The following is a 24,053-nucleotide window of genomic DNA, read 5'->3' as shown; positions in this document are numbered from 1 at the left end:
CTTCATTTATGCCTCCAGATAACGCTCCGGATGAAATGCGTATTCCTTATGGAGAATATATTTTAGTAAAACAGCTGTAATGAAAGCATATATATACAGTTTAATATTAGGATTTATCGTCTTTAATACCTATTCTCAAACACCTATCATAAACAGGTACGGTGTAGAAAAATACGGTAGAATAGAAGGGGCATATTACAAGGATATAAATGGATTTCACAATCAATATATAGGAACGTGGGTTTACAATAATGGCAATACAACATTTAAAGTTGTCTTTAAACCAAAAGATAGTTTCCATGTAACTACGGATGTCAGAAATTATTATGCTGATTTTTTAATAGGCGAATTTCAATATATTGATAACGGAATCGAGAAGGTAAATACGTTTTCAAATATTAACCAAACATATAGTAACATATTTGATTATAATATTGTTAGTGTAACACGTATATATAAATCAACGTATCCATTATGTCCCGAATGTGAAGAAGATGAAAGACGTTTATTATTGTTCTTCAATGAGCCTTCCCGTAGAAATATTTGGGGAGGAATAAGTAATAATTTTGTAATCAGAAGATTTGTAGAAAACGGACAGGAAAAATTAAAAGTTCAATTTGTTTATACCGGTAACGGGCTTGAATCTTTGAATACTATGGATGGACCTCCAGCAAATATAAATAGCTTTAGTGTGCTTTATGGAGAATATATTTTGATAAAACAACCGTAATTATTGGGCACTCTTGTCTATCCCAAAGCATGGGTTAAGGAACCTGGGCAACCAGTTCCAGTCGTTTCACAACACTATGCTGCACCAATAATGTTCCGGGTGATAAAACGGCATTAGCCCCTACTTTTGTATTATCGCCCACCAAGGCACCAAATTTTTCAACTCCGGTCGCGACTATACTGCCGTCATGCATAACAAAAATCAGTTTGTTATCCCGTTCGTTATAATGGTTCGCAATTACCGAACCCGCTTCAAAATTTACGTTACTGCCCACGACGCTGTCGCCTATAAAATTAAAATGGGCAGCCGCTGTATTTTCAAGGAGAATGCTGGTTTTAATCTCACAACCGGGACCGATCTTTACGGAACTCGCCAGATAAACACCGCCTCTCAGGTATGCATGCGCGCCTATAAAGCAGTTTTCAGCAATAATTACCGGTGCTTTTAAGGTTACGCCTTTTTCGACAACGGCCGTTTTATGAATCGCAATACCGTCAATAATGGTATATTCTTTTTCCGGTAATGTGGCTATTTTAGCATAAATACTATCCGGAATTTTAGAAGTCACTTCCCATGGTTTCCAATCTTTTTGAAAAGGAAAATGTTTGATAAAATCGGCGGTATAATGTGATAGCATCTTGTCTTTATAATTACAGTGATTTAAAAGTACAAAATCATTTTATTTCCTCAGACTATATAATCGGATTAAAATGTTGCAAAATTATACCAATCGGTATATATTTGTATTGTATTTTTTATCATTATGAACAAAGCCGAAAAAACAAAGCAGTTTATTATTGAGAAGACCGCTCCTATTTTTAATATGAAGGGCTATTCCGGCACGTCCATGCAGGATATCACTTTAGCCACCGGACTGACCAAAGGCAGTATATACGGGAACTTTAAAAATAAAGACGAAGTGGCGCTGGCTGTTTTTCAGTACAATTATGAAAAAATGCAGACTTTGTTTATACAGGAGATCAGCAAAAAGACTACCTACCGGGAGAAATTAATGAGCTATCCGGAACTGTATGAAAAATTCGCCACCGAAAGATTTCCTTTGGGCGGCTGTCCGATTATGAATACCGCAATTGAAGCAGACGATACCCATCCGCAGCTCAAAGCATTGGCAAAAAAAGCCATGCTGTTCTGGAAAGACAGCCTGGTACGCCTGATCAATAAAGGTATCGAAAAGAACGAATTCAAAAGCACTACTAACGCCGATGAAAATGCCCTGACCATTATCGCTCTGATTGAAGGCGCAATAATGATGATCAACCTGACCGGCAAGTTGGACTATCATCAATCGATGATGAATACCCTCCGAAAAGTAATAACCGCACTATAAAAATTTTTTAACCAAAAATATACCGATCGGTATAAAATAAAATTATGAAAAACGTCAATATTATTCTCGCAAAAAGAACCCCGACAGGAGGTTTTCTCGGCAGTCTTTCGCATTTGAGTGCCACCGAATTAGGAAGCATTGCCATCAAAGCTGTTTTAGACCATACCGCGGTTCCGGCAGCTGCCATAGATTCGGTATATATGGGCAATGTATTATCGGCAAATCTGGGACAGTCACCGGCACGCCAGGCAGCACTGTTTGCCGGTATTCCCAACGAAACCGACTGTACTACCGTTAACAAGGTTTGCGCCGCCGGGATGAAAGCCGTTATGCTGGGCGCACAGCAGATTCAGCTGGGCATTGACCAGGCGGTAATAGCCGGCGGTATGGAAAGCATGAGCAATGTGCCGCACTATACCCAGCAGCGAAAAGGCAATAAAATGGGCAATTCCACTCTGGTAGACGGTTTACTGAAAGACGGTTTAACCGATGTTTACAACGGTTTCCACATGGGCAATGCCGCTGAGATTTGTGTACGGAAATACCAGATCAGCCGCGAAGAACAGGATCTTTATGCGCTTGCTTCCTATAAAAAAGCGACCGATGCCACCCAATCCGGAAAATTTAAAAATGAAATTATCCCGATAAGCATCCAAACAAAAAACGATACACTTATTTTCCAGGAAGACGAAGACATTTACAAGATCATTCCGGAGAAAATCGGGAAATTAGCGCCTTCTTTTGAAGAAAACGGAACCATTACCGCAGCCAATGCCAGCAATCTTAATGATGCTGCCTGTGCGATATTACTGGTTTCCGATGAAATGGTTGCACAATACCAGCTGCAGCCTTTAGCAAGAATTATCGGTTATGCCGATGCGGCACAGGCACCGGAATGGTTTACCACCTCCCCTTCCATTGCGATTCCGAAAGCTTTACAGCAAGCCGGATTAACCCTTGATGCAATCGATTATTTTGAAATTAACGAAGCCTATGCTTCGGTGATTTTAGCTAACCAGAAAATCTTAGGCCTGGATCCGGACAAAGTCAACGTATATGGCGGCGGTGTCGCCATGGGACATCCTATAGGCGTTTCGGGCGCAAGGATTATCACCACCTTATTATCTGTCTTACAACAGGAAGGCGGTAAATATGGTGTAGCCGCTATTTGTAACGGCGGCGGCGGCGCATCGGCAGTCGTGATTGAAAACATTACCGCTAAATCCAAAACATTATCCCAATGAAAAACGAGGCATTCGAATATTTAAAACAACATATCGGAAAAGAAGTGAGTACTTCTCCTTCCCCTTTTATGAATTGGCTCAAACCGACCATGCTGGCGGTGGAAGAAGGCCGTTTGTCCTTTCAGTACACCATTCGCCACGAAATGACCAATCCCTATAAAACCCTGCATGGCGGCATCGTAGCAGCCATGATTGACGATGCGATTGGCGCAACTTTAATCTGCTACGGAGAGCCCTATTTTTATCCCACGATCAATAACGTTATCGATTATTTTGCCTCAGCAAGAGAAAACGATATTATCATCGCCGAAACAAGTATTATTAAAAAAGGCAACCAGATTGTCAATGCACAATGTGAGATCTGGAATGAGGACAAATCAAAGCTCCTGGCCAAAGGATATACGAATCTTTTAAAGACCGGAATGAAATAACCCAATGAGCAGCCCTGTTTTACACGCAGGGCTGTTTTTATGTAAAAGCAAAAGTATTCTTAAATTTTACTTACTAGTAAGTAAAATATCTATATTTGTACCATGAATGCTACCAGAGAAGAAATAATCCGTATTGCAGATGAGCTGATTCGCTCAAAAGGATACCATGCTTTCAGCTATGCCGATATTTCAAAAGTATTGGGCGTTAAGAATGCTGCCATCCATTATTATTTTCCTTCCAAATCGGATCTGGGTGTTGCCGTGATTGACAATACCGCTGAAAAATTCCAACAGACGATCCGATCCTGGGAACAATTGCCGTATGAAACGCAATTTCAGCATTTTGTAACCATGCATCAGAAAACCAAAAAGAACGAATGGGTCTGCCTGATGGGCGCTTTATCGCCCACTTATGATACCCTGTCTGAAAACATGCAACTCCAATTGAAGGAACTGGCAGACAACATCATTATATGGCTGACCGGTTTATTAGAAAACGGAAGAGCAAAAGGCATTTTTCATTTTACCGAAGAAGCCAAAGCCAAAGCCTATTGCATTCAGTCATCCCTTTTAGCATCACTATTACTGAATAAAGTACTCAAAAATGATGTGTACCAGGTCATTCAGAATACTATTTTAACTGTTTAGCTTTTAACCCGCTTACCGATTCCGGTGAGCTCACCATAAAAGGAATAAAAATGAAAAGAGTCGTAATAACAGGTCTGGGTGCCTTAACACCCATTGGAAATACTATCGATACCTTTTGGAACAACAGTATCAACGGCGTAAGCGGTGCCGGATTAATCACCCGTTTCAATGCCGAAAAATTCAAAACACGGTTAGCCTGTGAAGTCAGGGATTTCAAACCGGAAACATACTTAACCCACAATGAGATCAAACGAAGTGATTTGTTTACGCAATATGCTTTGTACACCGCTGCACAGGCCATGGAAGATTCCGGTCTGGATGTTGCCAAAATGGATCCGTTTGATATCGGGGTGATCTGGGGCGTTGGCCAGGGCGGAATGGAAACCTTTGAAAACGAAGTGCGCGATTTCACTTTAGGGGACGGTACACCGCGTTTCAATCCGTTTTTTGTTCCGAAGCTGATTGTCAATATGGCTTCCGGTATGATTTCGATGAAATATGGTTTACAGGGCATTAACTACACCACCGTTTCGGCTTGTGCCACTTCCAATACAGCCATTATGGATGCTTATAATTACATCAAGCTTGGCAAAGCCAAAGTATTTATAACCGGAGGTTCCGAAGCGCCTATCACACCGGCTTCAATGGGTGGTTTTGCCGCCATGAAAGCGATGTCGACACGCAACGACGACCCGAAAACAGCCAGCAGGCCTTTTGACAGTAACCGGGATGGTTTTGTAATGGGTGAAGGTGCCGGAGCATTGATCCTGGAAGATTATGAGCATGCTGTTAAAAGAGGTGCCAAAATCTACGCAGAAGTAGTAGGTGCTTCAATGACAGCCGATGCGTACCACATGACTTCTCCGCATCCGGAAGGTATTGGTGCTGCAAAAGCCATGCAGCTGGCTCTGGAAGAAGCCCGATTGAATCCGGAACAGATTGATTATATCAACATGCATGCTACGTCTACTCCTGTTGGCGATATCAGCGAGTTGAATGCAGTCAAAAAAGTGTTTACGAACAGTTCCAATTTAAGCATCAGCGCCACGAAGTCCATGACCGGGCATTTACTAGGAGCTGCCGGTGCTATTGAAGCGATTCTGTCTATAAAAGCCATTAATCACAATATTATTCCGGCTACCATTAACCTGCACGAACCGGATAAAAATATCCCGGGCGATATTCATATTGTTGCCAATACTGCCATTGAGAAAAAAGTAACTGCCGTCATGAGCAATGCTTTTGGTTTTGGCGGCCATAACGGCATCATTGTCCTCAAAAAGATCTGATAAATACCATAAAAAAGGCTAAAATCCATTGAATTTTAGCCTTTTTTATTGCCTGGCACTGTCTTAAAAAAACAGCCTTATTTTCTTTTATAATCGAATGTGGCCGGGAATTTACGGGTAACGATATTCGGTTCCGTAATGATTTTTTTGCCATATTTCGGGTTGATCTGCCTGTCCATAAACGTTTCGTCTTTGAACTTCTTATGCTCTACTATAGCCGATACTTTTACATTCACATCGATTGGCTGTACATAGTTATCATTTTTAAGCATTACATAGAATTTTCCCTGCAGCATCCCCGATTCGGTAAAGCGCTTAAAGGTGGCTACGCCCCTGCCAAAATCATAGGATTTAATAGGCTTGTCCTGTAAAAACAGTTTTTTGTTTTCTTCATTTACCAATGCATATTCCACGTCTTCACCAATAGACGGCAAAGCCAGATTGGTCACTGCTCCGGCGGCAATTCCGCCTAACGGGCTGGTAAAAATGGTCGTTGCTCCCTGAACAGCGCCCACAATCATCTTGCGGTTTTGCTGCCAATAGTCATTACTTTCTTTTCCTACGCCAACCCAGTATGCCCAGGCTACCACTTTTTTGGTTTCGTTAGCGGTAACAGCATTGTTGGGCAGGCTGAAAAAAACGCTTGACTGGCTCGCATCCAGGCTGGTTTTCGCATTCACCCGCTGGCTTTTATCCAAAACCATTTCTTCATATTTCTTTTCGTAGGTTACGACCTTTCTGGTTTTCTGCACCAGTAACGTATCATAGCCGGTTACGACATCTTTCGTAAACGAATTCCAGGTAGTATCCTGTTCTGTTACCCATTTTACCGTGGTGGTAAAGTTTTTGGTTTCTTCCGCAGCCGGAATACGCTGGATAAGCACTTTTGCCAGTTTTTCTTCGGCATCGCTGTTTTTAAACAGAAATTTAAAAACGGCTTTATGATTTACCGTTATCAGCTGTTTTTTTACTTTTTTGGTATCTATTGTCCTGAATTTGACTACGTCCGGAAATTCCGAAACGGCAACTTCGCCGATCTTTTTGTTATTATCTTCTTCAAAAGTGAACAGCAGCTGGTCCCCTTCTGCAAATCCATACAGCAATTCTTCGGAGGAATCGGGTTTTATTTTTAAGGTTATTTCGGCTACGGTTATCGGTTTCTGAGCCAAAACTAAATTTGCCATCATTACAAACAGCAGGGTAATTTTATTCATTTTTAATCGTTGGTTTATTTTTCAAATTCATAGTCGCGTTCCACTTTGGCAATGCGCACTTTAAAAGTACTATACCAGTCGGTTCTTCCTTTTGCCCTGGCCACGCTGTGTTCCATATTCATTTTCCAGTGCTTTATCGCTTCCAGATCTTTCCAATAGGAAACGGTAATTCCTATTTCCGTTCTGGAGGATTCCACTCCTAAAAATCCCGGCTGTTCCTTTGCCAGAGCCACCATCCGGCTGGCCGTTTCTTCATAACCCTCTTCGAGAGCGGTTCTTTCGGAAGTAAAAATAACGGCATAATACGGCGGTTCGGGTGTTTGGGCTATCATTTTATAATTTTTTAGCTTCTTCCCAGAAAACGTCCATTTCGGCTAAGGTCATGTCTGCCAAAGGCTTGCCCATTTCACCGGCTTTACTTTCCAGGTACTGAAAGCGTTTTATAAATTTCTTATTGGTTCTTTCCAGAGCATCTTCCGGATTTACGTTTAAAAAGCGGGCGTAATTAATCATCGAAAACAGTACGTCACCAAACTCCGATTCGATTTTATCCTGATCGGCTTTCGCAACTTCCACCTGCAGTTCTTCTAATTCTTCCTGTACTTTTTCCCAAACCTGATGCGGTTCTTCCCAGTCAAATCCAACGCCTTTCACTTTATCCTGAATGCGGCTGGCTTTCACTAAGGCCGGCAGGCTTTTGGGCACGCCTTCCAAAACAGATTTTTTGCCTTCTTTGAGTTTTAGTTTTTCCCAGTTTTGTTTTACCTGTTCTTCATTTTCCACAACCACATCGCCGTAAATATGCGGATGGCGCTCTATGAGTTTGTCGGAAATGGAATTGGCAACATCGGCTATATCGAAAGCGCCTTTTTCACTGCCAATTTTGGAATAGAAAACAATGTGCAGCAATACATCACCCAATTCTTTTTTGATTTCGTCCAGATCATTATCCAGAATGGCATCGCCCAGTTCGTAAACTTCTTCAATGGTAAGGTGGCGCAGGCTTTCCATGGTTTGCTTTTTATCCCACGGACATTGCGCTCTTAAGTCTTCCATGATATCGAGTAACCGGCTGAAAGCATCCAGTTGTAATTGACGTGTGTTCATTGCTTTAGAATTTGTGTAAAAATAAGAAATCCCGCCCGAAGGCAGGATTATTTATAAGGTACTTTTCAGAATTTTATTCTTCTGTAGCTGTTTCTTCTGTTGTAGCTTCCACTTCTGCAGGAGCCTCTTTAGAAACCAATCCTTTAGCCTGTAACATATTGTACCAGTTTAACACCTTTTTGATGTCGGAAGCATATACTCTGTCTTCATCAAATTGTGGTAAAACTTCTCTAAAGTATGATTCTAATTTTGCATTATCTTCTTTATGAGAAAGTGCCGGTCCGTTATCTTCTTTTTCAGCAATAGCTCTGAAAACTTCAGCCAGACGAACTTCACCTTCATACGTATAAATTGAAATTTCCGATAATAAACTCACATTACTGCGCAATCCTACCGTGATTCTTTTACCGTCAATTAATGACTCGGCAACAAATCCTGTTCTTGTTTGTAGTTTTAACGCGTATAAACCCGGTTTTCCTGAAATTGCTAATATTCTTTCGATACTCATTTTTATATTATTTTTTTTAGAGGAAGACAAATATCTAATCTTTGATTTGAAAAACAAAAATTATCGCCCTTTTTTGGCAATAAATTTCATTTTATAATCCGGACGAGTTTTTCCTTCCATGATGTTTTGTAATTTCTTAGAGATTAATCGCTTTTTTAACGATGATATTCTGTCGGTAAAAAGAATTCCTTCAATATGATCATATTCATGCTGAATAACTCTGGCAATCAATCCGTCGTAAACGTCTGTATGCTTGTTAAATTCTTCGTCGTAATATTCAATAGTGATTTTTTCTTTGCGGAAAACATCTTCTCTTACATCCGGAATACTCAGACAGCCTTCGTTAAAGCCCCATTCTTCGCCTTCTTCTTTTACAATTTTGGCGTTGATGAATGTTTTTCTGAAGTTTTTCAAAATTTCCTGTTCTTCCTGTGTAAGGTCTTCACTATCACTGAACGGTTCGCAATCTATAATAAACATACGAATAGCCAGCCCTACCTGTGGTGCTGCCAAACCAACGCCATAAGCATTATACATGGTATCGTACATGCTTGCAATGGTTCCTTTCAGATTCGGATAATCTTTTGAAACTTCTTCACATACTTTACGCAAAACGGGATCTCCGTATCCAATAATAGGTAAAATCATTGTTTTTAATTTATAAGGATTCAAAAAGAATTAAACCTCTTTTAAAAGACTTTTAATTCGAGCGCAAAAGTAATGAAAAAATACACATTGCAGGATGTATTCTTTTGTTTTGGCTTTTTTAACCGTTTTTTTGCAAAATCCTTCTTAATTTTACTCCTACTTTTTTTACATTTTCTACCTTTGTTTTTAACACCGTGACGATGCTATATCAAATCAGAAAATTCATAGACAGCACCAATTTCACCAATGCCATAAAAGTAACGCTTGCCGCCGTAATCCCGTTTTTAGCTTTAGCCAATCTGGGGTATTTCAATATCGGTTTTACCGTTGCTTTGGGTGCCATACTCGCTTTCCCCAGTGATATTCACGGTAATTTAAAACACAAAATCAACGGTTTACTCGTCGCTGTTTTATTAGCCGCCGGATGTACTTTGCTCATCAGCGCCTGCAGTTCGCACCCGTGGATATTGTATCCGGTCATGGCTTTTTCGCTCTTTTTCCTTTCGATGTTATCGGCTTACGGCCAGCGTGCCAACCTGGTTTCGTTTTCGGGTTTAATTGCAATAGCTCTGGCTTTCAGCCATGATTACAAAGGCTGGGATCTGATCGTACACAGTACCTGGATTGCTGCCGGAGGGTTGTTTTATATTCTTATTTCCCTGCTTTTCTATTTTATACGGCCCAAACGTTATGTTGAATTACTGACGGTTGATTGTATCCGGCTCACATCAAAATACCTGAAACTGCGAGGGGATTTGTGGAATATTGATGCCAATAAATCCAAGATCATTGAGAAACAGCTGCACCTGCAGGTAGAGATTAATACGATACACGAAAACCTGCGGGAGTTTTTAATTGGCGCGCAAAGCAGTTCCAGTAACTCCAATCACAACCGGAAAATGCTGATTGTTTTTACCACCATGGTGGATATCCTGGAATTAGCGCTTTCGACTTCTTTTGATTACGACAAGCTGCATAAAAAATTTGCTGCCCACCAAAAGGTACTGGCTACTTACCAAAACCTGGCGTATAATCTTGCTGCCAGCCTGAAAAAAATTGCAAAAAGCATAGAAAACGGCTCAAAATACACTTCCCGGCATTCATTACAGGAAGACCTTGAAGCGCTGGAACGCGTCATTGCCAATTATGAAAAAACGCTTGGTAAGGAAAATGCCTATGAAGGTGTTTTAATGCTCACCAACATGCTGCATTATGCCGAAAGACAGATTGAAAAGATCAAGACACTGGAACGGGTTTTCTCCGGTTCCATCAATATTAATCTTCAGGATTATAAAAACCGGAATAAGGACATTGAAAAATTCTTAACGCCGCAAAATTACCGCTGGAATACTTTAGTGGAAAACCTGAGTTTTTCCTCTACTTTTTTCCGCCATGCGCTTCGTATGACCATTACACTGCTGCTGGGCTATATTATCGGCCGTTTTCTTCCGTTCCAGAATGTTTACTGGATATTGTTAACAATAGTGGTTATCATGCGTCCCGGATATGGCCTGACGAAACAGCGGTCTATTGAACGTATTCTGGGAACCGTTATCGGCGGGGTGATTGCTTTCGGCTTTTTATACATAACGAACAATCATACTGCTTTAGGGGTTTTATCGATTATTTCGATGCTGCTGGGCTTCACTTTTTCGAATACAAATTATAAGATTGGCGCCACTTTTGTGACCATGTATGTGATTTTTATTTACGGAATACTAACGCCCAATGTGAACGAAGTGATCCAATACCGTATTTTAGATACTCTGGTAGGCGCGGTACTTTCGTTTACGGCAAGTTACCTGCTATGGCCTTCATGGGAGTTTTTAAATGTGCGTACTTTTCTGGAAAAGGCAATTGCGGCAAACAGGGATTACCTGAAAGAAATTGCCGTTTTTTACAATCAGAAAGGGGAAGTTACCACTTCGTATAAACTGGCCCGAAAGCATGCTTTTATTGAGATCGGGAACCTGATGGCTTCATTCCAGCGTATGATACAGGAGCCCAAATCGAAACAGCGGCAGAAATCCCAGGTTTTTAAGCTGGCGGTACTGAATCACACGTTGCTGTCTTCGCTTGCTTCCATAGGGACTTATGTACAATCCCACAAAACAACCAAAGCTTCCGAAGCCTTTAATATCGTGGTGAATACCGTGGTGCGGAATCTGGATCAGGCGATAGCGATACTGAACAATAAAAAAGATATTGTTTCCTTAACGGAAGATGAAAAGAAACGCCTGGAAATCAGTTTTTCAGAATTAAAAAGCATCCGGGCCAGGGAACTGCACGAAGCCGTTACGGATGATGAGGATTTCCGCCTGCAGCTGGAAGAATCCCAGCTGGTTATCGAGCAGCTGATCTGGCTGACCAATCTGTCGGAAAACATTTTAAAAGCAATTATCACGTTAAAACAGCAATAAAAAAAGCGCACTGAATAGTGCGCTTTTTTTATTGCTAATACTGAAATGCCTACGCATTTACAGTTGTATTGTTTTCCAGTTTCAGGATTTTAGCGGTATGTGCTCTTAAGGTATCGGCTAATTCCGGATTTTCATTCAGCGACAAACCATAAGAAGGAATCATTTCCTTTAATTTATGCTGCCATTCGGCTGTTGCCAGTTGTTCCGGGAAACAACGTCCTATCAGATCCAGCATGATCGACACGGTGGTAGAAGCACCCGGAGAAGCGCCAAGCAATACGGCTAATGAACCATCGGCAGCATTAACCACTTCCGTTCCGAATTCCAACACGCCACGTCCCTGCTTGTCTTTTTTAATTACCTGCACTCGCTGACCGGCATTTTCCAACACCCAGTCTTCTTTTTTAGCATCCGGTAAGTATTCTTTCAAGGCTTTCATCCTGTCTTCAGAAGACTGGAACACCTGATCGATCAGGTATTTGGTCAACGGAATGTTTTTCATTCCGGCAGAAAGCATCGGTTTAATATTATTCAGTTTAATGGACTGTGCCAAATCAAAATACGATCCGTTTTTCAGGAATTTAGTCGAAAATCCGGCATAGGGTCCGAATAACAAGGCTTTCTGCCCGTCAATCATTCGGGTATCGATATGCGGTACCGACATTGGTGGTGCGCCAACAGAGGCTTTTCCGTATACTTTTGCCTGGTGTTTTTCGATTATTTCCGGGTTGATACATTTCAACCATTGTCCGCTAACCGGGAAACCTCCAAATCCGTCACCTTCCGGGATATTGGCTTTTTCAAGCAGCAATAACGATCCTCCTCCGGCTCCGATAAAGATAAATTTCGCTTTTACGCGTTTTTTACCCCCGTTTTCCAGGTCTTTTACTTTTACTTTCCAGGTACCGTCTTCATACTTTTTCAGGTCTTTCACTTCGTGGTGGAAATGCATTTTCACACCTTCCAGTGTTTGCAGATAGCTGAATATGCTTCGGGTTAATGCCCCGAAGTTAACATCGGTTCCGATTTTCATTGAAGTAGCAGCAAGTTTTTTAGCTCCTTTACGCCCTTCCATGATCAGCGGTGCCCATTCTTTAATCTGACTGGCATCTTCCGTATATTCCATTCCTTTGAAAAGGTGGTATTTCTGAAGTTCCTGATAACGGTTTTTAAGGTATTTTACATTTCTTTCTCCCCATACAAAACTCATGTGGGGAACGCTTCTGATAAAACTTTCCGGATTGTTGAGTAATCCTTTTTCTACCAGGTAGGCCCAAAATTGTCTTGAAACTTCAAAAGATTCAACAATCTTAACGGCTTTTTTGGTTTCTACCGAACCGTCTTCCAGTTCCGGTGTGTAGTTTAATTCACAAAACGCTGAGTGTCCTGTTCCTGCATTGTTCCATGCATCCGAGCTTTCGGCAGCAGCGACATCTAAACGTTCAAAAATTTCAATTTTTAAGTTTGGTTGCAGTTCTTTCAGTAGTAGTCCTAATGTTGCGCTCATTATTCCTGCTCCTATTAAAACCACATCAGCCTCAGTTTTGTGTGTCGTAGTAGTCATCGCAATATTTTAAAAGTGCAAATTTAGTTTGTAAAGTTCGAAAAACTATTACTTTTCCTGATCCTTTACAATCCAGATTACATTTTTAGTAAATTATAAAATTTTTCTAAATCATTTTTCGAGATAGATAATCTCTAAGCATAATTGTTGCGGAAATCTCATCAATCAAGCCCTTATTCTGACGCTGTTTCTTTTTAAGTCCGCTGTCAATCATGGTCTGAAAAGCCATTTTTGAAGTAAAACGTTCGTCTACCCTTTCCACCTTCATATCGGGAAAAGCAGCCGTAAATTTAGCGACAAAAGCCTCTATTACGGGCGTACTTTCGGAAGGCTGACCGTTCATTTGTATCGGTTCTCCAATGAGTACTTTGATTACATTTTCTTTCGAAAAATAATCTTTTAAGAAAGGAATCACTTCGGCTGACGGGATGGAGGTTAAGCCTGAGGCAATAATCTGCAGTTCGTCGGTAACTGCAATTCCTGTTCTTTTCTGTCCGTAATCTATCGCTACAATTCTCGGCATTTGTTTTTTATTAAAGGGTTTTCTGTAATTTTCCTATTCGCAAAAGTAAGGGAAAAGTAACTTTTTTATCGCTTTTCTCCCACGATGTTTTAAGGTCTTCCCGAATGAGTGCTATCGGGTTCGTATTGTTTTTATCTTTATAATGCTGTACTGCCGACCAGGTTTCAAGATAGCCAATCAGCGCCTCAAATTCCCAGGTTACGTGATTCTCAAAAGATTTTGTCCTGATCTCGTCATAAGGAAACGGTATTGTGCTGTAATTGTTATCAATATAAGCCCGTTCTTTATCCCAGTAGCCGCCCAGTATGTCTTTATAGAGCCTTTTAATAATGGCATCCGTGTGCGGGTTGGTTTTTAGCAAAGCATATCCCAAAACCGCAAAGATGCCGTCATTTTTCAGCACACGGTAAATCTCCCTGTTAAAGCGGCTGAAATCGAACCAGTGCACTGCCTGGGCCACCGTTATCAGGTCGAATTGTTTGTCCTGAAATGTTGTTTGTTCGGCCGGCTGTATACTATATGCCAGATTGGGAACTTTTGCGGCATTTTTCAGTTGTTTCTCACTAATGTCGATAGCCGCTACCTGTTCAAAATGTTTTGCCAGTTTTTTTGCCAGCTGTCCGTTGCCGGTGGCTATATCAAGCGCCTGTTTTTTATGGGTAGCAAATGAAACAATGTAATCAATAATTTCCTTTGGATATTCCGGTCTGTAAGCAGCATATTCTACTGCCATTTTGGAAAAATTGTCTTTCATCTCTTCTTCTTTAAACATTACCGAATAGTAATGCTTTACAAAGTTACTCCCAACAATGTAAAATTATATCCAAGACCGGTTTAAATATTTCTTAAAGTTTTACGGCTTAATGGGATACATACTTTAAACCGATAATCGATCCGATCAGGGTACAGATAAAGAAGATTCTCCAGAAATCTGCCTGTTCTTTAAAGAAAATAATGCCGACTAAAACGGTTCCTACTGCTCCGATTCCCGTCCAAACGGCATAAGCGGTCCCGATAGGCAGGGTTTGTGTGGCTTTAATAAGCAGCAGCATGCTAACGGTTAAACAGATCACAAATCCGGAATACCACATAATGGCTGCATTTCCGGTTGCTTCTTTGGCTTTTCCCAGACATGAAGCAAATCCTACTTCAAAAAGTCCCGCAATAATGATTAAAATCCAGTTCATTTTTTATTATTTTTAGACTGCAAATTTCGGGTTCCGCAGCATGGCATCCTTTAACAAATGATAAAAAATTCATCTTATTTCGGCACGGATCCGGCTTAAGGTTACCTGAGTTACGCCCAGATAGGAAGCAATGTTCCCCAGAGAAACCCGGTTCAAAAGGGACGGATCGCCTTTTATCAGTTCTTCATAGCGTTCCAACGCCGATTTAAACTGCCGGGAAATGAGCCTTTCTTCGGTTTTAACCAGTTCATATTCCGAAAGCCTCCTGCCCCAGTTGGCAATATCAATATCTTCCTGATAGAGTTCTTTCAGTTCCGTTGCCTTGATATGGTAAAGCCTTGAAGCTTCCAGAAGTTCTATCGTTTCATAGCCCGGTTTGTTAAAGATATAGCTGTTAAACGACAATACGACATCGCCTTCTTTCCCGAACCAGAAGGTAACTTCGGTATCGTTATTATAGCAAAATGCCCGCGCCATTCCTTCTTTTATAAAGTAAATATCGTTTTCCGTTTTGTTGCTTTCAATTAAATAATGTCCTTTGGGATAGTGTACTTCCGAAAGGCGTTCTAAAATTTTATGCAGTGCTTTTTCCGGCAACGGATGAATGGACTGTAGTATTTCTTTTGCTGTCATTTTTGGGGCGGCGTGTTTATAGAACCAAAGCAAGTGTTTCGAAAAACAGTGCTGTTATCTGGCTTTAAATTTCCAGTCGAACTCATCATTGTCATTGATCGTTGCGCCCACCTCAACCCGGATTATTTTTTCAAATTCCGATTGTAAAATCAGCCAGTTGCTTTCATTAAAGACATTATCGACCGAATCGAAGGTTTCCACTTCCCAGCTTTTGATGCCTTTTTCTATAATTTCTTCCTGAACTTCTGCGGTTGGCCTGCCGATAATCCTGCTACCGAACAATTCCAGATCCGGATGCGAACAGATAAGATACCCCATTCGCATATCTTCATCTTCATAGAATGTTACGCGGATTCTTTTATCGTTATACAGATAAATGATGTTGTTTTCATCGTCTTTATACTGTCTGTCCGGTTCTCCGTAAACGGCCATAACGTTTTTTTGTGTCATCCCGAAAATAAGTTCGTCTATTCCTGTTTTCAAATTGATTTTCATACCTGTTTTTGTTTCTATCAAAGATATTTTATTTCCTTTTAAATGGCATTACGAATGCTGCTATTATTAGTATAAAAAAAATCCCTTATTCAAGGGATTTTTTAAATTGTTATGGTGATTGTTTAATATTCGAATTGTCCGTATTCGCTATTAATCGTCAATTTTTTATGTTCGGATTCTTCTACCCTTCCTACAATTCTGGCATCGATGTCGAATGATTTTGAAATGGCAATAATATCTTCGGCAATTGCTGCCGGAACATATACTTCCATACGGTGCCCGCAGTTGAAAACCTGGTACATTTCTTTCCAATCGGTTTTGGACTGCTCCTGAATTAGCTTAAACAGCGGCGGAACCGGAAACAGATTGTCTTTGATTACGTGAAGGTTATCAATAAAATGTAATATTTTGGTCTGTGCTCCTCCGCTACAGTGTACCATACCGTGGATTTCGTTTGCCGTATATTTTTCTAAAATCTTTTTAATGACCGGTGCATACGTACGCGTTGGTGATAAAACCAGTTTTCCGGCATCAATAGGCGCGTCTTTTACAGCATCCGTTAGTTTAACATTACCGGAATATACCAGTTCTTCCGGAACAGAAGCGTCGAAACTTTCCGGATATTTAGCTGCCAGGTATTTATGGAAAACATCATGACGGGCCGAGGTCAGTCCGTTGCTGCCCATGCCACCATTATAGGATTTCTCATATTTTGCCTGACCAAAAGAAGCTAATCCTACGATTACATCGCCTGCTTTGATGTTTGCATTATCGATAACATCCGAGCGTTTCATTCTTGCCGTTACGGTAGAATCCACTATCAGTGTGCGAACCAAATCGCCCACATCGGCTGTTTCCCCGCCTGTAGAATGGATGGTTACGCCAAATGTTTTTAATTCTTCTATTAATTCTTCGGTACCGTTAATGATTGCCGAAATAACCTCACCCGGAATCAGGTTTTTATTTCTGCCAATGGTAGACGACAGCATGATGTTGTCTGTTGCCCCCACGCATAACAGGTCGTCAATATTCATGATCAGGGCATCCTGTGCAATTCCTTTCCAAACGGTAGTATCACCGGTTTCTTTCCAATACAGGTAAGCCAGTGACGATTTGGTACCGGCACCATCGGCATGCATGATAAGGCAGTAATCCTGGTCGTTGGTAAGATAGTCGGGAACAATTTTACAGAAAGCTTTTGGAAAAAGCCCTTTATCAATGTTTTTAATGGCGTTATGCACATCTTCTTTTGCGGCAGAAACGCCTCTCAAACTGTAACGTTTACTAGTATCGGAACTCATGAAATGGTAGTGTGTGTTGTTGTCGGGCAAAGATACTCTAAAATGTGGGAATTTGAAAAAATGAAGATTTGAAAATCGTTTTTTACTTAATTTTCAATAATTTCAATTTCCACTCTTCTGTTTGCCGCTCTTTCTTCTTCGTTTTTTTCCGGCAGCGGATTAATGGGCTGCGTACTGCCAAATCCTTTAAAGGTGGCTCTGGTTTTATCGATACCGTTTGCTTCCAGAAACAGGCGGATGGCTTTGGCGCGTTTGGTCGACAAATCGGCTCTGTCATTAGGCATGCAGCAGATATGTCCCTGGATCTGAATGCGGAGTTTCGGATTGCTTTTCATGATCTCCAGCAATTCAAACATTTTGGGCCGCGAGTCCGGCAGTATGGCAAAGGTATTTTCGTAGAAATTAAGGTTTTCCAGCTTGAGTTTATCGCCCACCAAAGCATGCTTTACTTTTAATGCCAGCGGCGCATCGGCCGGAACGTCTACTCTTTTAATTTCGGTTACCGGTTTGATTCCCAGTATTTCGTTTTCACGGGACAGGTCTTTTGCTTCAATATAATGAATCATCACTTTCCTGTTTTCGGCTTTTATTTTAGACTGTTTGTGGCTTTCTCCGAAGCTTCTGGTCTTAAAATCGTCTCTTGTTCTGACCGTATGCCGGACCGTATTGAAAACATACGTAACTCTTTTCTGGGCTAAGGTGTCGTTATAACTATTCGTACCGTCCTCATCGGTAAATCCGTTGATGGCTACAATTTTGGATGTTTTGTTTTTATGCATCCATTCTTCCAGCCGCAGCAGTTCTTTTTTATTGAGTTCGTGTTTATTACTTTCAAAATACACCGCAACAGATTCCTGTGCGAAAGTTGTTCCGCCAAATAAAGCAACGAAAAGCAGTAATACGAATGGTTTCATGTGTTGTAATTAGTTACAACGAATTAACAACTTTCCCCTGACTTTTAAAAGTCTTCCTTTATTTTTCTTGTGTTACCGGTCACATTAATAAAGGCGTATCCTCCATACAAGAGCGATACGCCTTTAAAAAAAGAAAGAGGTGAATCTTTTATTTCCAATCGGGCATTAGTCCGTTACTAAACAGTGCCGTGCGGGAACCGCTTGTTCCCATCGTATATTTTGTAATGGTTCTCGGAGAAACGCCGTCGTTTGAGGTGCTCACAAAAATCAGTTCTGCTTCATTGGGCGAAAAACGCACATCGAGGTCGTTATACCCGGCAGGTCGCTGAACCGGTACTTCTGTTGTTGTACTGGCCGTAAAATCATACATAAATATTCTGTTGTCCAATTGTCTGTAATCGCTGCTCTGGTATCCGGAAACATCGCGGGTAAACACGAGTTTCGTATTGTTAACCGACAGGTGCAGACCGCCTGCCGCTCCGTTTACTCCGGATAATACATTGGCAATGACATTTCCAGACATATCAATCACATATATTTCTACGCTGTATCCGCTCAGATCATTTACTTTTAGAGCAATCCTGGTGCCGTCATAACTCCAGTCGCATTCCGAGATAAACTTACCGTTAGGTGTCTGAAAGAGCTGTACCAGTCCGCTGCCATCAGCATTAATGCGGTAGAGTTTATCAAAATTGGCGTAGATCAGCTGACTGCCGTTTGCTCGCCAGCAATAGTTATAATAATCGCCATTGAATGCCGCTACCGGTACATTACTGGTCACTTTAAAAACACTGGAACCGTCCGGGCGCATGGTGTAAATATGTCCCTGACCACCGGTTGTCCGGATAAAGGCAATTTTATTCGCCTGGGTATTCTTTCTTGGACGGAAACTGTTTGTCGCATCCGAGGTGATCTGCAGTTCATTCCCGGCATCATCGGCTGTAAAAATAACGTTATTGTCGCCCGTTTTCCTTACAAACAGGTATCTGGCGTTTGGAAACATCAGTGTTCTGAAAGAACTGGTCAGGCTGTTTACATCCGGATTGATTCCGTCGTTTGCCGTTACCTGCCAGTAATATTTTGTACTGTAATTTAAATTGGTAAGCGTAAAGCTGGTGGTTGTGATGTCGTCATAAACCACCACATTATTATTGGTATCGTTTCGCAATGTCACTTTGTACGTTATCGGGTCTTCTTCCGGATCGGTACAGGTCCAGGTCAGATTGACTTCTAACGACTGGTCTGTAGCATTATCCACCGGAGCGGTCAGTACCGGTACCGTTGGCGGTAAATTTTCCACCGTTTGTTTGACAAGTTCAAATACCATTTCAGTTGTTCCGCCCGTATTTACGTGTACGGCTTCAAATTTTGCTATATAACCGTCTTTTCTGGCTTCAAAGGAGTAATCGCCTTCATTGACCTGGGTAACGGTATAATATCCGGATGAGTCTGTAAAAACTGTACTGGTATTCGGGCTGGAAGAGACTCTGGCGTTCGGAATGGGTGTAAAGGTTTCCGATTCTACAACCCGTCCTCTAACGGTTCCCTGTCCTTTTTCTATAAATTCTTCCTGACTGCAGGACCACGCAATGCTGAATACTAAAAGCGCGAATCCTATTCTGGCTATAATTTTCATATTCCTCAGTTTTATTTATCCGGAAAACCAATAGTATAACCTGCAGCATTCGCTTTTTCTTCTACATGTTTTTTTACCGCTTTATTGGGGTATTTCTGTTTCGGGAAGTAAAAGGTTATTCCCGCTCCAAAACGCCAATAATAATCATCTCTTTTTCCCATAATCAGATAATCTACGTTATCCGAGAAGGTGACGTTATTTTCACCATATAGTTTGAGTCCGACGCTGTCCGTCAGCAAATACTCTACGCCAACGCCAAACTGTATTTTCGTATGTACGTTTTTATAGGCACTGTTTATACCCATTCCGCCGCCGCCATAAATATAGGGTGTGAACCGGTCATATGGCAGAATCAGCAGTTCCATATTCAGATCGCCGGTAAGGTAACCCACATCCAGCTTGTCTTTGTTGCCAAACCATGACGGGCTGACTGAAGCACTCATGTTAAAGTTTGGCCAGAAGAAATATTTTAATCCGCCGCGTATCATCGGTTTGAATTCCGGATTGGGATAATCGCCATTCATCAATGTGGTTCCACCACCGATTTCAATTCCGAATTTGGCACGTCTTTCATTCAGATGCCGTCCGTATAGCTGGGAAACTTCCGATTCTCTTTTTTCATAATCGTAATTGTTGATCAGCTCGGTCAGTTTGGCTATCGGTGCTTTGGCTTCCCAGATATTATCGCGGATCCCTTCAATGATCAGGCCTTCAACCGCTTTTTCTATCGCTTCTGTAATGGCCATTTGTATCGGTTCGTTTTTTGTGAATCCCGTTTCTACTTCCAATAGTCGCTTAAAGTCAACATATCGGAACAAACTGGCATCAACCGACTGGGAAAGTATGGTTTTGGAAACATAAACCGTTTTCAGGATTTTACCATTGGAGGTAGACACCAGCCTGAGGTAAATGGTAATTCTGTCCTGTCTGTATTTTGTAGATCCGCCGGCGCCAAAGTAACGGGCACCGAATCCGCCGGTGATAATGTTGGAGTCATAGGAAATAACGCCTCCTTCCAGCAGAACACCTGCATAGAGCAAGGGAGCCAGCTGCATTTCCGGATTATTGGGATCTTTGGTATATTCTTGTCTGGTAGAGCGGATAATGTTTCGCTCATTCATCAGGTTCGCCAGGTTTTCTCTTTCAATCGGAGTAAACCATTTTGAATCTTCCAATGCTTTTATTAAGATTGAGGTCGCTCCCTGAGTAACAGCGGTACTAAAAGTACTTCCTGCTTCTGAAGGTTTATACTGCCCTGTTTGGTCCCTAAATTTATAGACACCCACGACTACTGGTTCTTTTGGTGGCGGTAATGCTTTTAAAGCACTCGTTGATGGTGTAGGTTCCCCTATTGAGGCTTTTTCCACACTCACGGGCTGATTAAAATAGGCACCACAGCCAGACAAAGTCAGCGCCAGCAATAACGAAAGTAATTTTGCTGTTTTCATATTAATTCCCTGGAATGATTACTTGAGTTTCTTCACCTGTTGTTATATCCAGTATGTTTACCACAACTCCTAAATTTGACGGATAGATTTCGACAGAAAGGCTGCCGAAAACAAACGTTCCCTGCTGAAGTCCTCCCGAGCCGGTTCCTGTACCCGTTCCCGTTCCTGTTCCTGTAGTGGTTCCATCGCCGTACTGTTGCTGAAACAGCGATCTGGATATATAGTTTAACAACTGATTGTTTAAATTATCTCTGAATCGTTCTAGTGCTGTTTGCGGCTTGTAGAGATCGTTTTCTTCTTTGAACTTATTCTGTGAATCGGCCGAACTGAGCAGCCACTGATAGTTAAAAGTATCGCCTCCGAAAGCGGGATTGATGGGTTTATACACCAAATCCTGAGCGTTTACACGCATTCCCACAGAGACCATTACGAATAAAAAAACGATTGTCTTCATGATGCAAAAAAATAGAATTAATACTGTGTTATATATTGTTTCTGTTTCTCTATATCCTGCAGGTATTTAATGAGTCTGGCAATGGAATCATCGGCCATGTACATTAAAAAATCTTCATCAGGTCTGGAAACAAATTCATTGATTAAATCATTATCTATAACTACTCTGATTCTGGTTGTTCTCCCAAAACTGAGTTCTTCTTCAATTCGCACTATTTTTCTGGCATTTAATTTTTTTTCCTGATATTTTCCATAGAAAAAATCATAGAAATCTTTTCCGAACTTTGTTTTTGTATCGTCCGATACAATTCCCAAAAGTTCCAATCCATCCGCCGGCTTGTCTGCTTTTACATCTTCTCCCACAACGATTCTGTCTTTTCCGATGATTTTGTCATCTTCATCATAGAGCAGTAATAAAATGATGGTTTCATCATCACTGGAAATATTTACCTGTGTTTTGGATAATATTTTCTTTTCGTTAGGGCCCAATGTAAAGCGGCCGTCCTGTGAATTGTTCGATAAATTCTTGGTTCTTTTACTTTTTTTGATAACAGACAGTTTGTAACGAAGGCTTTTGTGCACTTCGGTCACATTCTCTGCTGTTCCGGTAACAGATAGTATGTTCTCTACGACACTTGTTTCTATTTTTGCTTTCACTTCTTTGTTTATAAATTGTGCTTTGCAAGGAATGGAAAAGGTGAAGATGAACACGGTAACGATTGCAGTGTAATATGGTTTCATGGCTTTATCTGTTAAAAATGAGTACTGAACCTGAATTTCCTCTTTGTATAATTCTCATATCATCTGAAATGGAATTGGTACCGTAGCTCGTGTAATTCAGGTTATTACCATATTGAATCACCTGGTTATTAACCGAATAATACGGATTCATCGAATAATCGTTCACCATATTATTGCTTCCCTGCTGGATAACCGTCTGGTTAATATCCTGAGCACTTTTATACAGTTCCAGATAGTTGTTCGCTCCCAATTGCTGTACGTTTACCATAGCGCTTGCCGCTTTTATGTTTACGTTTGAAAAGTTCCGGGTGCCTATCTGCTGTATGGTAACAATATTGCCGGCAGAAAGTGTCATGGCTTTTTTATCGGCTTGTCCGGCATAATGCTGCTTGACAGCCATTTCCAATTCGTTATCACCGGAGAACTCTTGTGCTTTTAGCCCGAAAGAAACTAAAACAAGTGCCCAAAATCCATATTGCATCACTTTTTTCATAACCGGTATTATAAAGGAAAAAGGAGAGATAGAAAGTGTTTACCTCTCCTCTTTTCTATGGGATTTAATTTGATTGGTTTACTAATGAAACGTTAGCTATACCTGCCTGATTTACGAAGCTCATGTGTCCTAAACCGGATTGGTTGGTCCATGCAAAGTTTAAAGCACCGTCCTGATCAATTAAAGATAGGTTAGCATCTCCCGCTTGTGTAGTTATTGCCATATTATAGAATCCGTCCTGAGTATGAACCGCTACGTTATCTTCACCCAATTGTAATTGGTAAGATTGGTTTCCGGTTCCGGTTTGAAAAGCAACTGCAGTGTTATCAGATCCTACCTGCATTTGTGAAGAGTAGTTGTCTGTTCCTAATTGCACCGCTAAAGCAGCGTTTCCGTCTCCAAGTTGTGTCTGATCGGCAACGTTACCGGTTCCACCCTGAATAATAGCAGCGTCATTTCCAATACCGATTTGCAATACATTGGCATCGTTTAAGGCACCTACCTGTAATACTGAAGCCGAGTTGGCAATTCCGTATTGTTGAATATCAGAACTGTTGGCAATTCCAATTTGGGCAACAGAAGCTTCGTTAAATGCTCCCAGCTGGAAAACAGAAGATTGATTAAGAATACCCCACTGTGCTACAGTAGCTTCGTTGGCAAATCCTATTTGTGCTACGTCAGACATATTAAGGATTCCAAGCTGATCCACATCGGCACTATTGAAAAAGCCCAATTGATCTACATCTGAAATATTTAATAATCCTGCCTGATTTACGTTCGACATATTACCGATACCAACCTGGCCTACGGTACTAAGGTTAAATTGAGCAAAAGCTCCTGCGGTTAATAGCATCGCGGAGATGCATAAAATCACTTTTTTCATAATAAAAATATTTAATTGGTTAAAAATTTCTTTCTTATTATGAGGAAGCAATACTGTAAAATGGGATTTCGGTGACTTCGTCAGACACGGAAATTATTGTTATGGAAGTGTGGAAAAATTGTGGTTATTTTCCATTTCAAAGATAGCCAAATTATCTTTCACGGGTAAACCGGCTGTTATTTTTATTCAACAAAA

Annotated in this window: 27 protein-coding genes; 7 read left to right on the top strand and 20 right to left on the bottom strand. The window is 41.0% G+C overall.

The genetic code is table 11. The annotated features are described in order from the left end of the window. Positions 1–79 precede the first annotated feature (79 nt). Positions 80–730, top strand: a complete 651-nt coding sequence (locus tag B3394_RS09465; protein WP_286915986.1) for a DUF6705 family protein — start codon at positions 80–82, stop codon at positions 728–730. Between the two features lie 34 nt (positions 731–764). On the opposite strand, the gene B3394_RS09460 is transcribed toward B3394_RS09465, so the two are convergent. Beyond that, the gene (locus B3394_RS09460) at positions 765–1,367 is read right to left on the bottom strand and encodes a DapH/DapD/GlmU-related protein (protein ID WP_286915964.1); all 603 of its coding nucleotides are present in this window, start codon (positions 1,365–1,367) and stop codon (positions 765–767) included. A 126-nt stretch (positions 1,368–1,493) separates the two neighbouring features. On the opposite strand from B3394_RS09460, the gene B3394_RS09455 reads away from it, so the two are divergent. The 5 genes from B3394_RS09455 (at position 1,494) to fabF (ending at position 5,690) form a co-directional block, all read left to right on the top strand. Then, positions 1,494–2,078, top strand: coding sequence for a TetR/AcrR family transcriptional regulator (locus B3394_RS09455; protein WP_177735352.1), 585 nt, complete (start codon positions 1,494–1,496; stop codon positions 2,076–2,078). Between the two features lie 44 nt (positions 2,079–2,122). Then, entirely contained in the window at positions 2,123–3,322 is a 1,200-nt protein-coding gene (locus B3394_RS09450) for an acetyl-CoA C-acyltransferase (RefSeq protein WP_286915933.1), read from the top strand. Then, the gene (locus B3394_RS09445) at positions 3,319–3,753 is read left to right on the top strand and encodes a PaaI family thioesterase (RefSeq protein WP_286915913.1); all 435 of its coding nucleotides are present in this window, start codon (positions 3,319–3,321) and stop codon (positions 3,751–3,753) included. The genes B3394_RS09450 and B3394_RS09445 overlap by 4 nt, the downstream gene beginning before the upstream one ends. A 102-nt stretch (positions 3,754–3,855) precedes the next feature. Beyond that, entirely contained in the window at positions 3,856–4,401 is a 546-nt protein-coding gene (locus tag B3394_RS09440) for a TetR/AcrR family transcriptional regulator (RefSeq protein ID WP_286915883.1), read from the top strand. A 50-nt stretch (positions 4,402–4,451) separates the two neighbouring features. Next, complete coding sequence (gene fabF, locus B3394_RS09435; protein WP_177735358.1) at positions 4,452–5,690, top strand: beta-ketoacyl-ACP synthase II; 1,239 nt, start codon at positions 4,452–4,454, stop codon at positions 5,688–5,690. Between the two features lie 77 nt (positions 5,691–5,767). On the opposite strand, the gene B3394_RS09430 is transcribed toward fabF, so the two are convergent. The 5 genes from B3394_RS09430 to def all read right to left on the bottom strand — a co-directional run bounded on the left by B3394_RS09430 (position 5,768) and on the right by def (position 9,167). Continuing rightward, the gene (locus tag B3394_RS09430; protein ID WP_273243495.1) at positions 5,768–6,904 is read right to left on the bottom strand and encodes a hypothetical protein; all 1,137 of its coding nucleotides are present in this window, start codon (positions 6,902–6,904) and stop codon (positions 5,768–5,770) included. 14 nt (positions 6,905–6,918) lie between these two features. Continuing rightward, the gene (locus tag B3394_RS09425) at positions 6,919–7,236 is read right to left on the bottom strand and encodes an antibiotic biosynthesis monooxygenase family protein (RefSeq protein WP_273243493.1); all 318 of its coding nucleotides are present in this window, start codon (positions 7,234–7,236) and stop codon (positions 6,919–6,921) included. A 1-nt stretch (position 7,237) separates the two neighbouring features. Beyond that, complete coding sequence (gene mazG / locus B3394_RS09420) at positions 7,238–8,011, bottom strand: nucleoside triphosphate pyrophosphohydrolase (RefSeq protein WP_177735363.1); 774 nt, start codon at positions 8,009–8,011, stop codon at positions 7,238–7,240. 73 nt (positions 8,012–8,084) lie between these two features. Further along, entirely contained in the window at positions 8,085–8,519 is a 435-nt protein-coding gene (locus tag B3394_RS09415; RefSeq protein ID WP_286915658.1) for a DUF5606 domain-containing protein, read from the bottom strand. A 60-nt stretch (positions 8,520–8,579) separates the two neighbouring features. Further along, positions 8,580–9,167, bottom strand: a complete 588-nt coding sequence (gene def / locus B3394_RS09410) for a peptide deformylase (protein ID WP_177735367.1) — start codon at positions 9,165–9,167, stop codon at positions 8,580–8,582. A 200-nt stretch (positions 9,168–9,367) separates the two neighbouring features. On the opposite strand from def, the gene B3394_RS09405 reads away from it, so the two are divergent. Then, positions 9,368–11,587, top strand: a complete 2,220-nt coding sequence (locus B3394_RS09405; RefSeq protein ID WP_177735369.1) for an FUSC family membrane protein — start codon at positions 9,368–9,370, stop codon at positions 11,585–11,587. A 49-nt stretch (positions 11,588–11,636) separates the two neighbouring features. Here the strand turns inward: B3394_RS09405 and B3394_RS09400 are convergent, their stop codons facing one another. The 14 genes from B3394_RS09400 to B3394_RS09335 all read right to left on the bottom strand — a co-directional run bounded on the left by B3394_RS09400 (position 11,637) and on the right by B3394_RS09335 (position 23,858). Further along, complete coding sequence (locus B3394_RS09400) at positions 11,637–13,151, bottom strand: malate:quinone oxidoreductase (RefSeq protein WP_286915654.1); 1,515 nt, start codon at positions 13,149–13,151, stop codon at positions 11,637–11,639. A 106-nt stretch (positions 13,152–13,257) separates the two neighbouring features. Continuing rightward, a complete protein-coding gene (gene ruvX, locus B3394_RS09395; RefSeq protein WP_177735373.1) occupies positions 13,258–13,674 on the bottom strand; it encodes a Holliday junction resolvase RuvX in 417 nt (138 codons plus the stop codon). A 10-nt stretch (positions 13,675–13,684) separates the two neighbouring features. After that, positions 13,685–14,428, bottom strand: a complete 744-nt coding sequence (locus B3394_RS09390) for a class I SAM-dependent methyltransferase (protein WP_286915653.1) — start codon at positions 14,426–14,428, stop codon at positions 13,685–13,687. 106 nt (positions 14,429–14,534) lie between these two features. Beyond that, positions 14,535–14,861, bottom strand: a complete 327-nt coding sequence (locus B3394_RS09385; RefSeq protein ID WP_177735377.1) for a DMT family transporter — start codon at positions 14,859–14,861, stop codon at positions 14,535–14,537. 69 nt (positions 14,862–14,930) lie between these two features. Beyond that, positions 14,931–15,494 (bottom strand): Crp/Fnr family transcriptional regulator, encoded by a 564-nt coding sequence (locus B3394_RS09380; RefSeq protein ID WP_177735379.1) that lies wholly within the window; start codon positions 15,492–15,494, stop codon positions 14,931–14,933. A gap of 54 nt (positions 15,495–15,548) precedes the next feature. Then, a complete protein-coding gene (locus B3394_RS09375) occupies positions 15,549–15,989 on the bottom strand; it encodes a hypothetical protein (protein WP_286915652.1) in 441 nt (146 codons plus the stop codon). A gap of 122 nt (positions 15,990–16,111) precedes the next feature. Then, a complete protein-coding gene (locus B3394_RS09370) occupies positions 16,112–17,290 on the bottom strand; it encodes an AIR synthase related protein (protein ID WP_177735382.1) in 1,179 nt (392 codons plus the stop codon). 86 nt (positions 17,291–17,376) lie between these two features. Further along, a complete protein-coding gene (locus B3394_RS09365; protein WP_177735384.1) occupies positions 17,377–18,204 on the bottom strand; it encodes an OmpA family protein in 828 nt (275 codons plus the stop codon). A 148-nt stretch (positions 18,205–18,352) separates the two neighbouring features. Then, positions 18,353–19,840, bottom strand: a complete 1,488-nt coding sequence (locus B3394_RS09360; protein ID WP_286915651.1) for a carboxypeptidase regulatory-like domain-containing protein — start codon at positions 19,838–19,840, stop codon at positions 18,353–18,355. Between the two features lie 11 nt (positions 19,841–19,851). Beyond that, positions 19,852–21,288, bottom strand: a complete 1,437-nt coding sequence (locus tag B3394_RS09355) for a CsgG/HfaB family protein (protein ID WP_177735389.1) — start codon at positions 21,286–21,288, stop codon at positions 19,852–19,854. Between the two features lies 1 nt (position 21,289). Next, positions 21,290–21,742, bottom strand: coding sequence for a curli production assembly/transport component CsgF (locus B3394_RS09350; RefSeq protein ID WP_273243544.1), 453 nt, complete (start codon positions 21,740–21,742; stop codon positions 21,290–21,292). A gap of 17 nt (positions 21,743–21,759) precedes the next feature. Next, positions 21,760–22,482, bottom strand: a complete 723-nt coding sequence (locus B3394_RS09345; protein WP_286915632.1) for a CsgE family curli-type amyloid fiber assembly protein — start codon at positions 22,480–22,482, stop codon at positions 21,760–21,762. A gap of 4 nt (positions 22,483–22,486) precedes the next feature. Continuing rightward, positions 22,487–22,975: a hypothetical protein gene (locus B3394_RS09340; RefSeq protein ID WP_286915547.1), complete on the bottom strand. Its 489-nt coding sequence runs from the start codon at positions 22,973–22,975 to the stop codon at positions 22,487–22,489. A gap of 64 nt (positions 22,976–23,039) precedes the next feature. Next, the gene (locus B3394_RS09335) at positions 23,040–23,858 is read right to left on the bottom strand and encodes a hypothetical protein (protein ID WP_177735397.1); all 819 of its coding nucleotides are present in this window, start codon (positions 23,856–23,858) and stop codon (positions 23,040–23,042) included. Positions 23,859–24,053: the final 195 nt, after the last annotated feature.

The organism is Flavobacterium sp. UBA4197 (genome assembly GCF_002379575.1).
Classification (GTDB): Bacteria; Bacteroidota; Bacteroidia; order Flavobacteriales; family Flavobacteriaceae; genus Flavobacterium; species Flavobacterium inviolabile.
Note: the sequence above shows the minus strand (reverse complement) of the source record. Positions and strands in the feature narration are given on the sequence as shown.

Coding starts and splice junctions, on each gene's coding strand:
- B3394_RS09465 (WP_286915986.1), top strand. CDS start 80: ATGAAAGCATATATATACAGTTTAATATTAGGATTTATCGTCTTTAAT.
- B3394_RS09460 (WP_286915964.1), bottom strand. CDS start 1,367: ATGCTATCACATTATACCGCCGATTTTATCAAACATTTTCCTTTTCAA.
- B3394_RS09455 (WP_177735352.1), top strand. CDS start 1,494: ATGAACAAAGCCGAAAAAACAAAGCAGTTTATTATTGAGAAGACCGCT.
- B3394_RS09450 (WP_286915933.1), top strand. CDS start 2,123: ATGAAAAACGTCAATATTATTCTCGCAAAAAGAACCCCGACAGGAGGT.
- B3394_RS09445 (WP_286915913.1), top strand. CDS start 3,319: ATGAAAAACGAGGCATTCGAATATTTAAAACAACATATCGGAAAAGAA.
- B3394_RS09440 (WP_286915883.1), top strand. CDS start 3,856: ATGAATGCTACCAGAGAAGAAATAATCCGTATTGCAGATGAGCTGATT.
- fabF (WP_177735358.1), top strand. CDS start 4,452: ATGAAAAGAGTCGTAATAACAGGTCTGGGTGCCTTAACACCCATTGGA.
- B3394_RS09430 (WP_273243495.1), bottom strand. CDS start 6,904: ATGAATAAAATTACCCTGCTGTTTGTAATGATGGCAAATTTAGTTTTG.
- B3394_RS09425 (WP_273243493.1), bottom strand. CDS start 7,236: ATGATAGCCCAAACACCCGAACCGCCGTATTATGCCGTTATTTTTACT.
- mazG (WP_177735363.1), bottom strand. CDS start 8,011: ATGAACACACGTCAATTACAACTGGATGCTTTCAGCCGGTTACTCGAT.
- B3394_RS09415 (WP_286915658.1), bottom strand. CDS start 8,519: ATGAGTATCGAAAGAATATTAGCAATTTCAGGAAAACCGGGTTTATAC.
- def (WP_177735367.1), bottom strand. CDS start 9,167: ATGATTTTACCTATTATTGGATACGGAGATCCCGTTTTGCGTAAAGTA.
- B3394_RS09405 (WP_177735369.1), top strand. CDS start 9,368: ATGCTATATCAAATCAGAAAATTCATAGACAGCACCAATTTCACCAAT.
- B3394_RS09400 (WP_286915654.1), bottom strand. CDS start 13,151: ATGACTACTACGACACACAAAACTGAGGCTGATGTGGTTTTAATAGGA.
- ruvX (WP_177735373.1), bottom strand. CDS start 13,674: ATGCCGAGAATTGTAGCGATAGATTACGGACAGAAAAGAACAGGAATT.
- B3394_RS09390 (WP_286915653.1), bottom strand. CDS start 14,428: ATGAAAGACAATTTTTCCAAAATGGCAGTAGAATATGCTGCTTACAGA.
- B3394_RS09385 (WP_177735377.1), bottom strand. CDS start 14,861: ATGAACTGGATTTTAATCATTATTGCGGGACTTTTTGAAGTAGGATTT.
- B3394_RS09380 (WP_177735379.1), bottom strand. CDS start 15,494: ATGACAGCAAAAGAAATACTACAGTCCATTCATCCGTTGCCGGAAAAA.
- B3394_RS09375 (WP_286915652.1), bottom strand. CDS start 15,989: ATGAAAATCAATTTGAAAACAGGAATAGACGAACTTATTTTCGGGATG.
- B3394_RS09370 (WP_177735382.1), bottom strand. CDS start 17,290: ATGAGTTCCGATACTAGTAAACGTTACAGTTTGAGAGGCGTTTCTGCC.
- B3394_RS09365 (WP_177735384.1), bottom strand. CDS start 18,204: ATGAAACCATTCGTATTACTGCTTTTCGTTGCTTTATTTGGCGGAACA.
- B3394_RS09360 (WP_286915651.1), bottom strand. CDS start 19,840: ATGAAAATTATAGCCAGAATAGGATTCGCGCTTTTAGTATTCAGCATT.
- B3394_RS09355 (WP_177735389.1), bottom strand. CDS start 21,288: ATGAAAACAGCAAAATTACTTTCGTTATTGCTGGCGCTGACTTTGTCT.
- B3394_RS09350 (WP_273243544.1), bottom strand. CDS start 21,742: ATGAAGACAATCGTTTTTTTATTCGTAATGGTCTCTGTGGGAATGCGT.
- B3394_RS09345 (WP_286915632.1), bottom strand. CDS start 22,482: ATGAAACCATATTACACTGCAATCGTTACCGTGTTCATCTTCACCTTT.
- B3394_RS09340 (WP_286915547.1), bottom strand. CDS start 22,975: ATGAAAAAAGTGATGCAATATGGATTTTGGGCACTTGTTTTAGTTTCT.
- B3394_RS09335 (WP_177735397.1), bottom strand. CDS start 23,858: ATGAAAAAAGTGATTTTATGCATCTCCGCGATGCTATTAACCGCAGGA.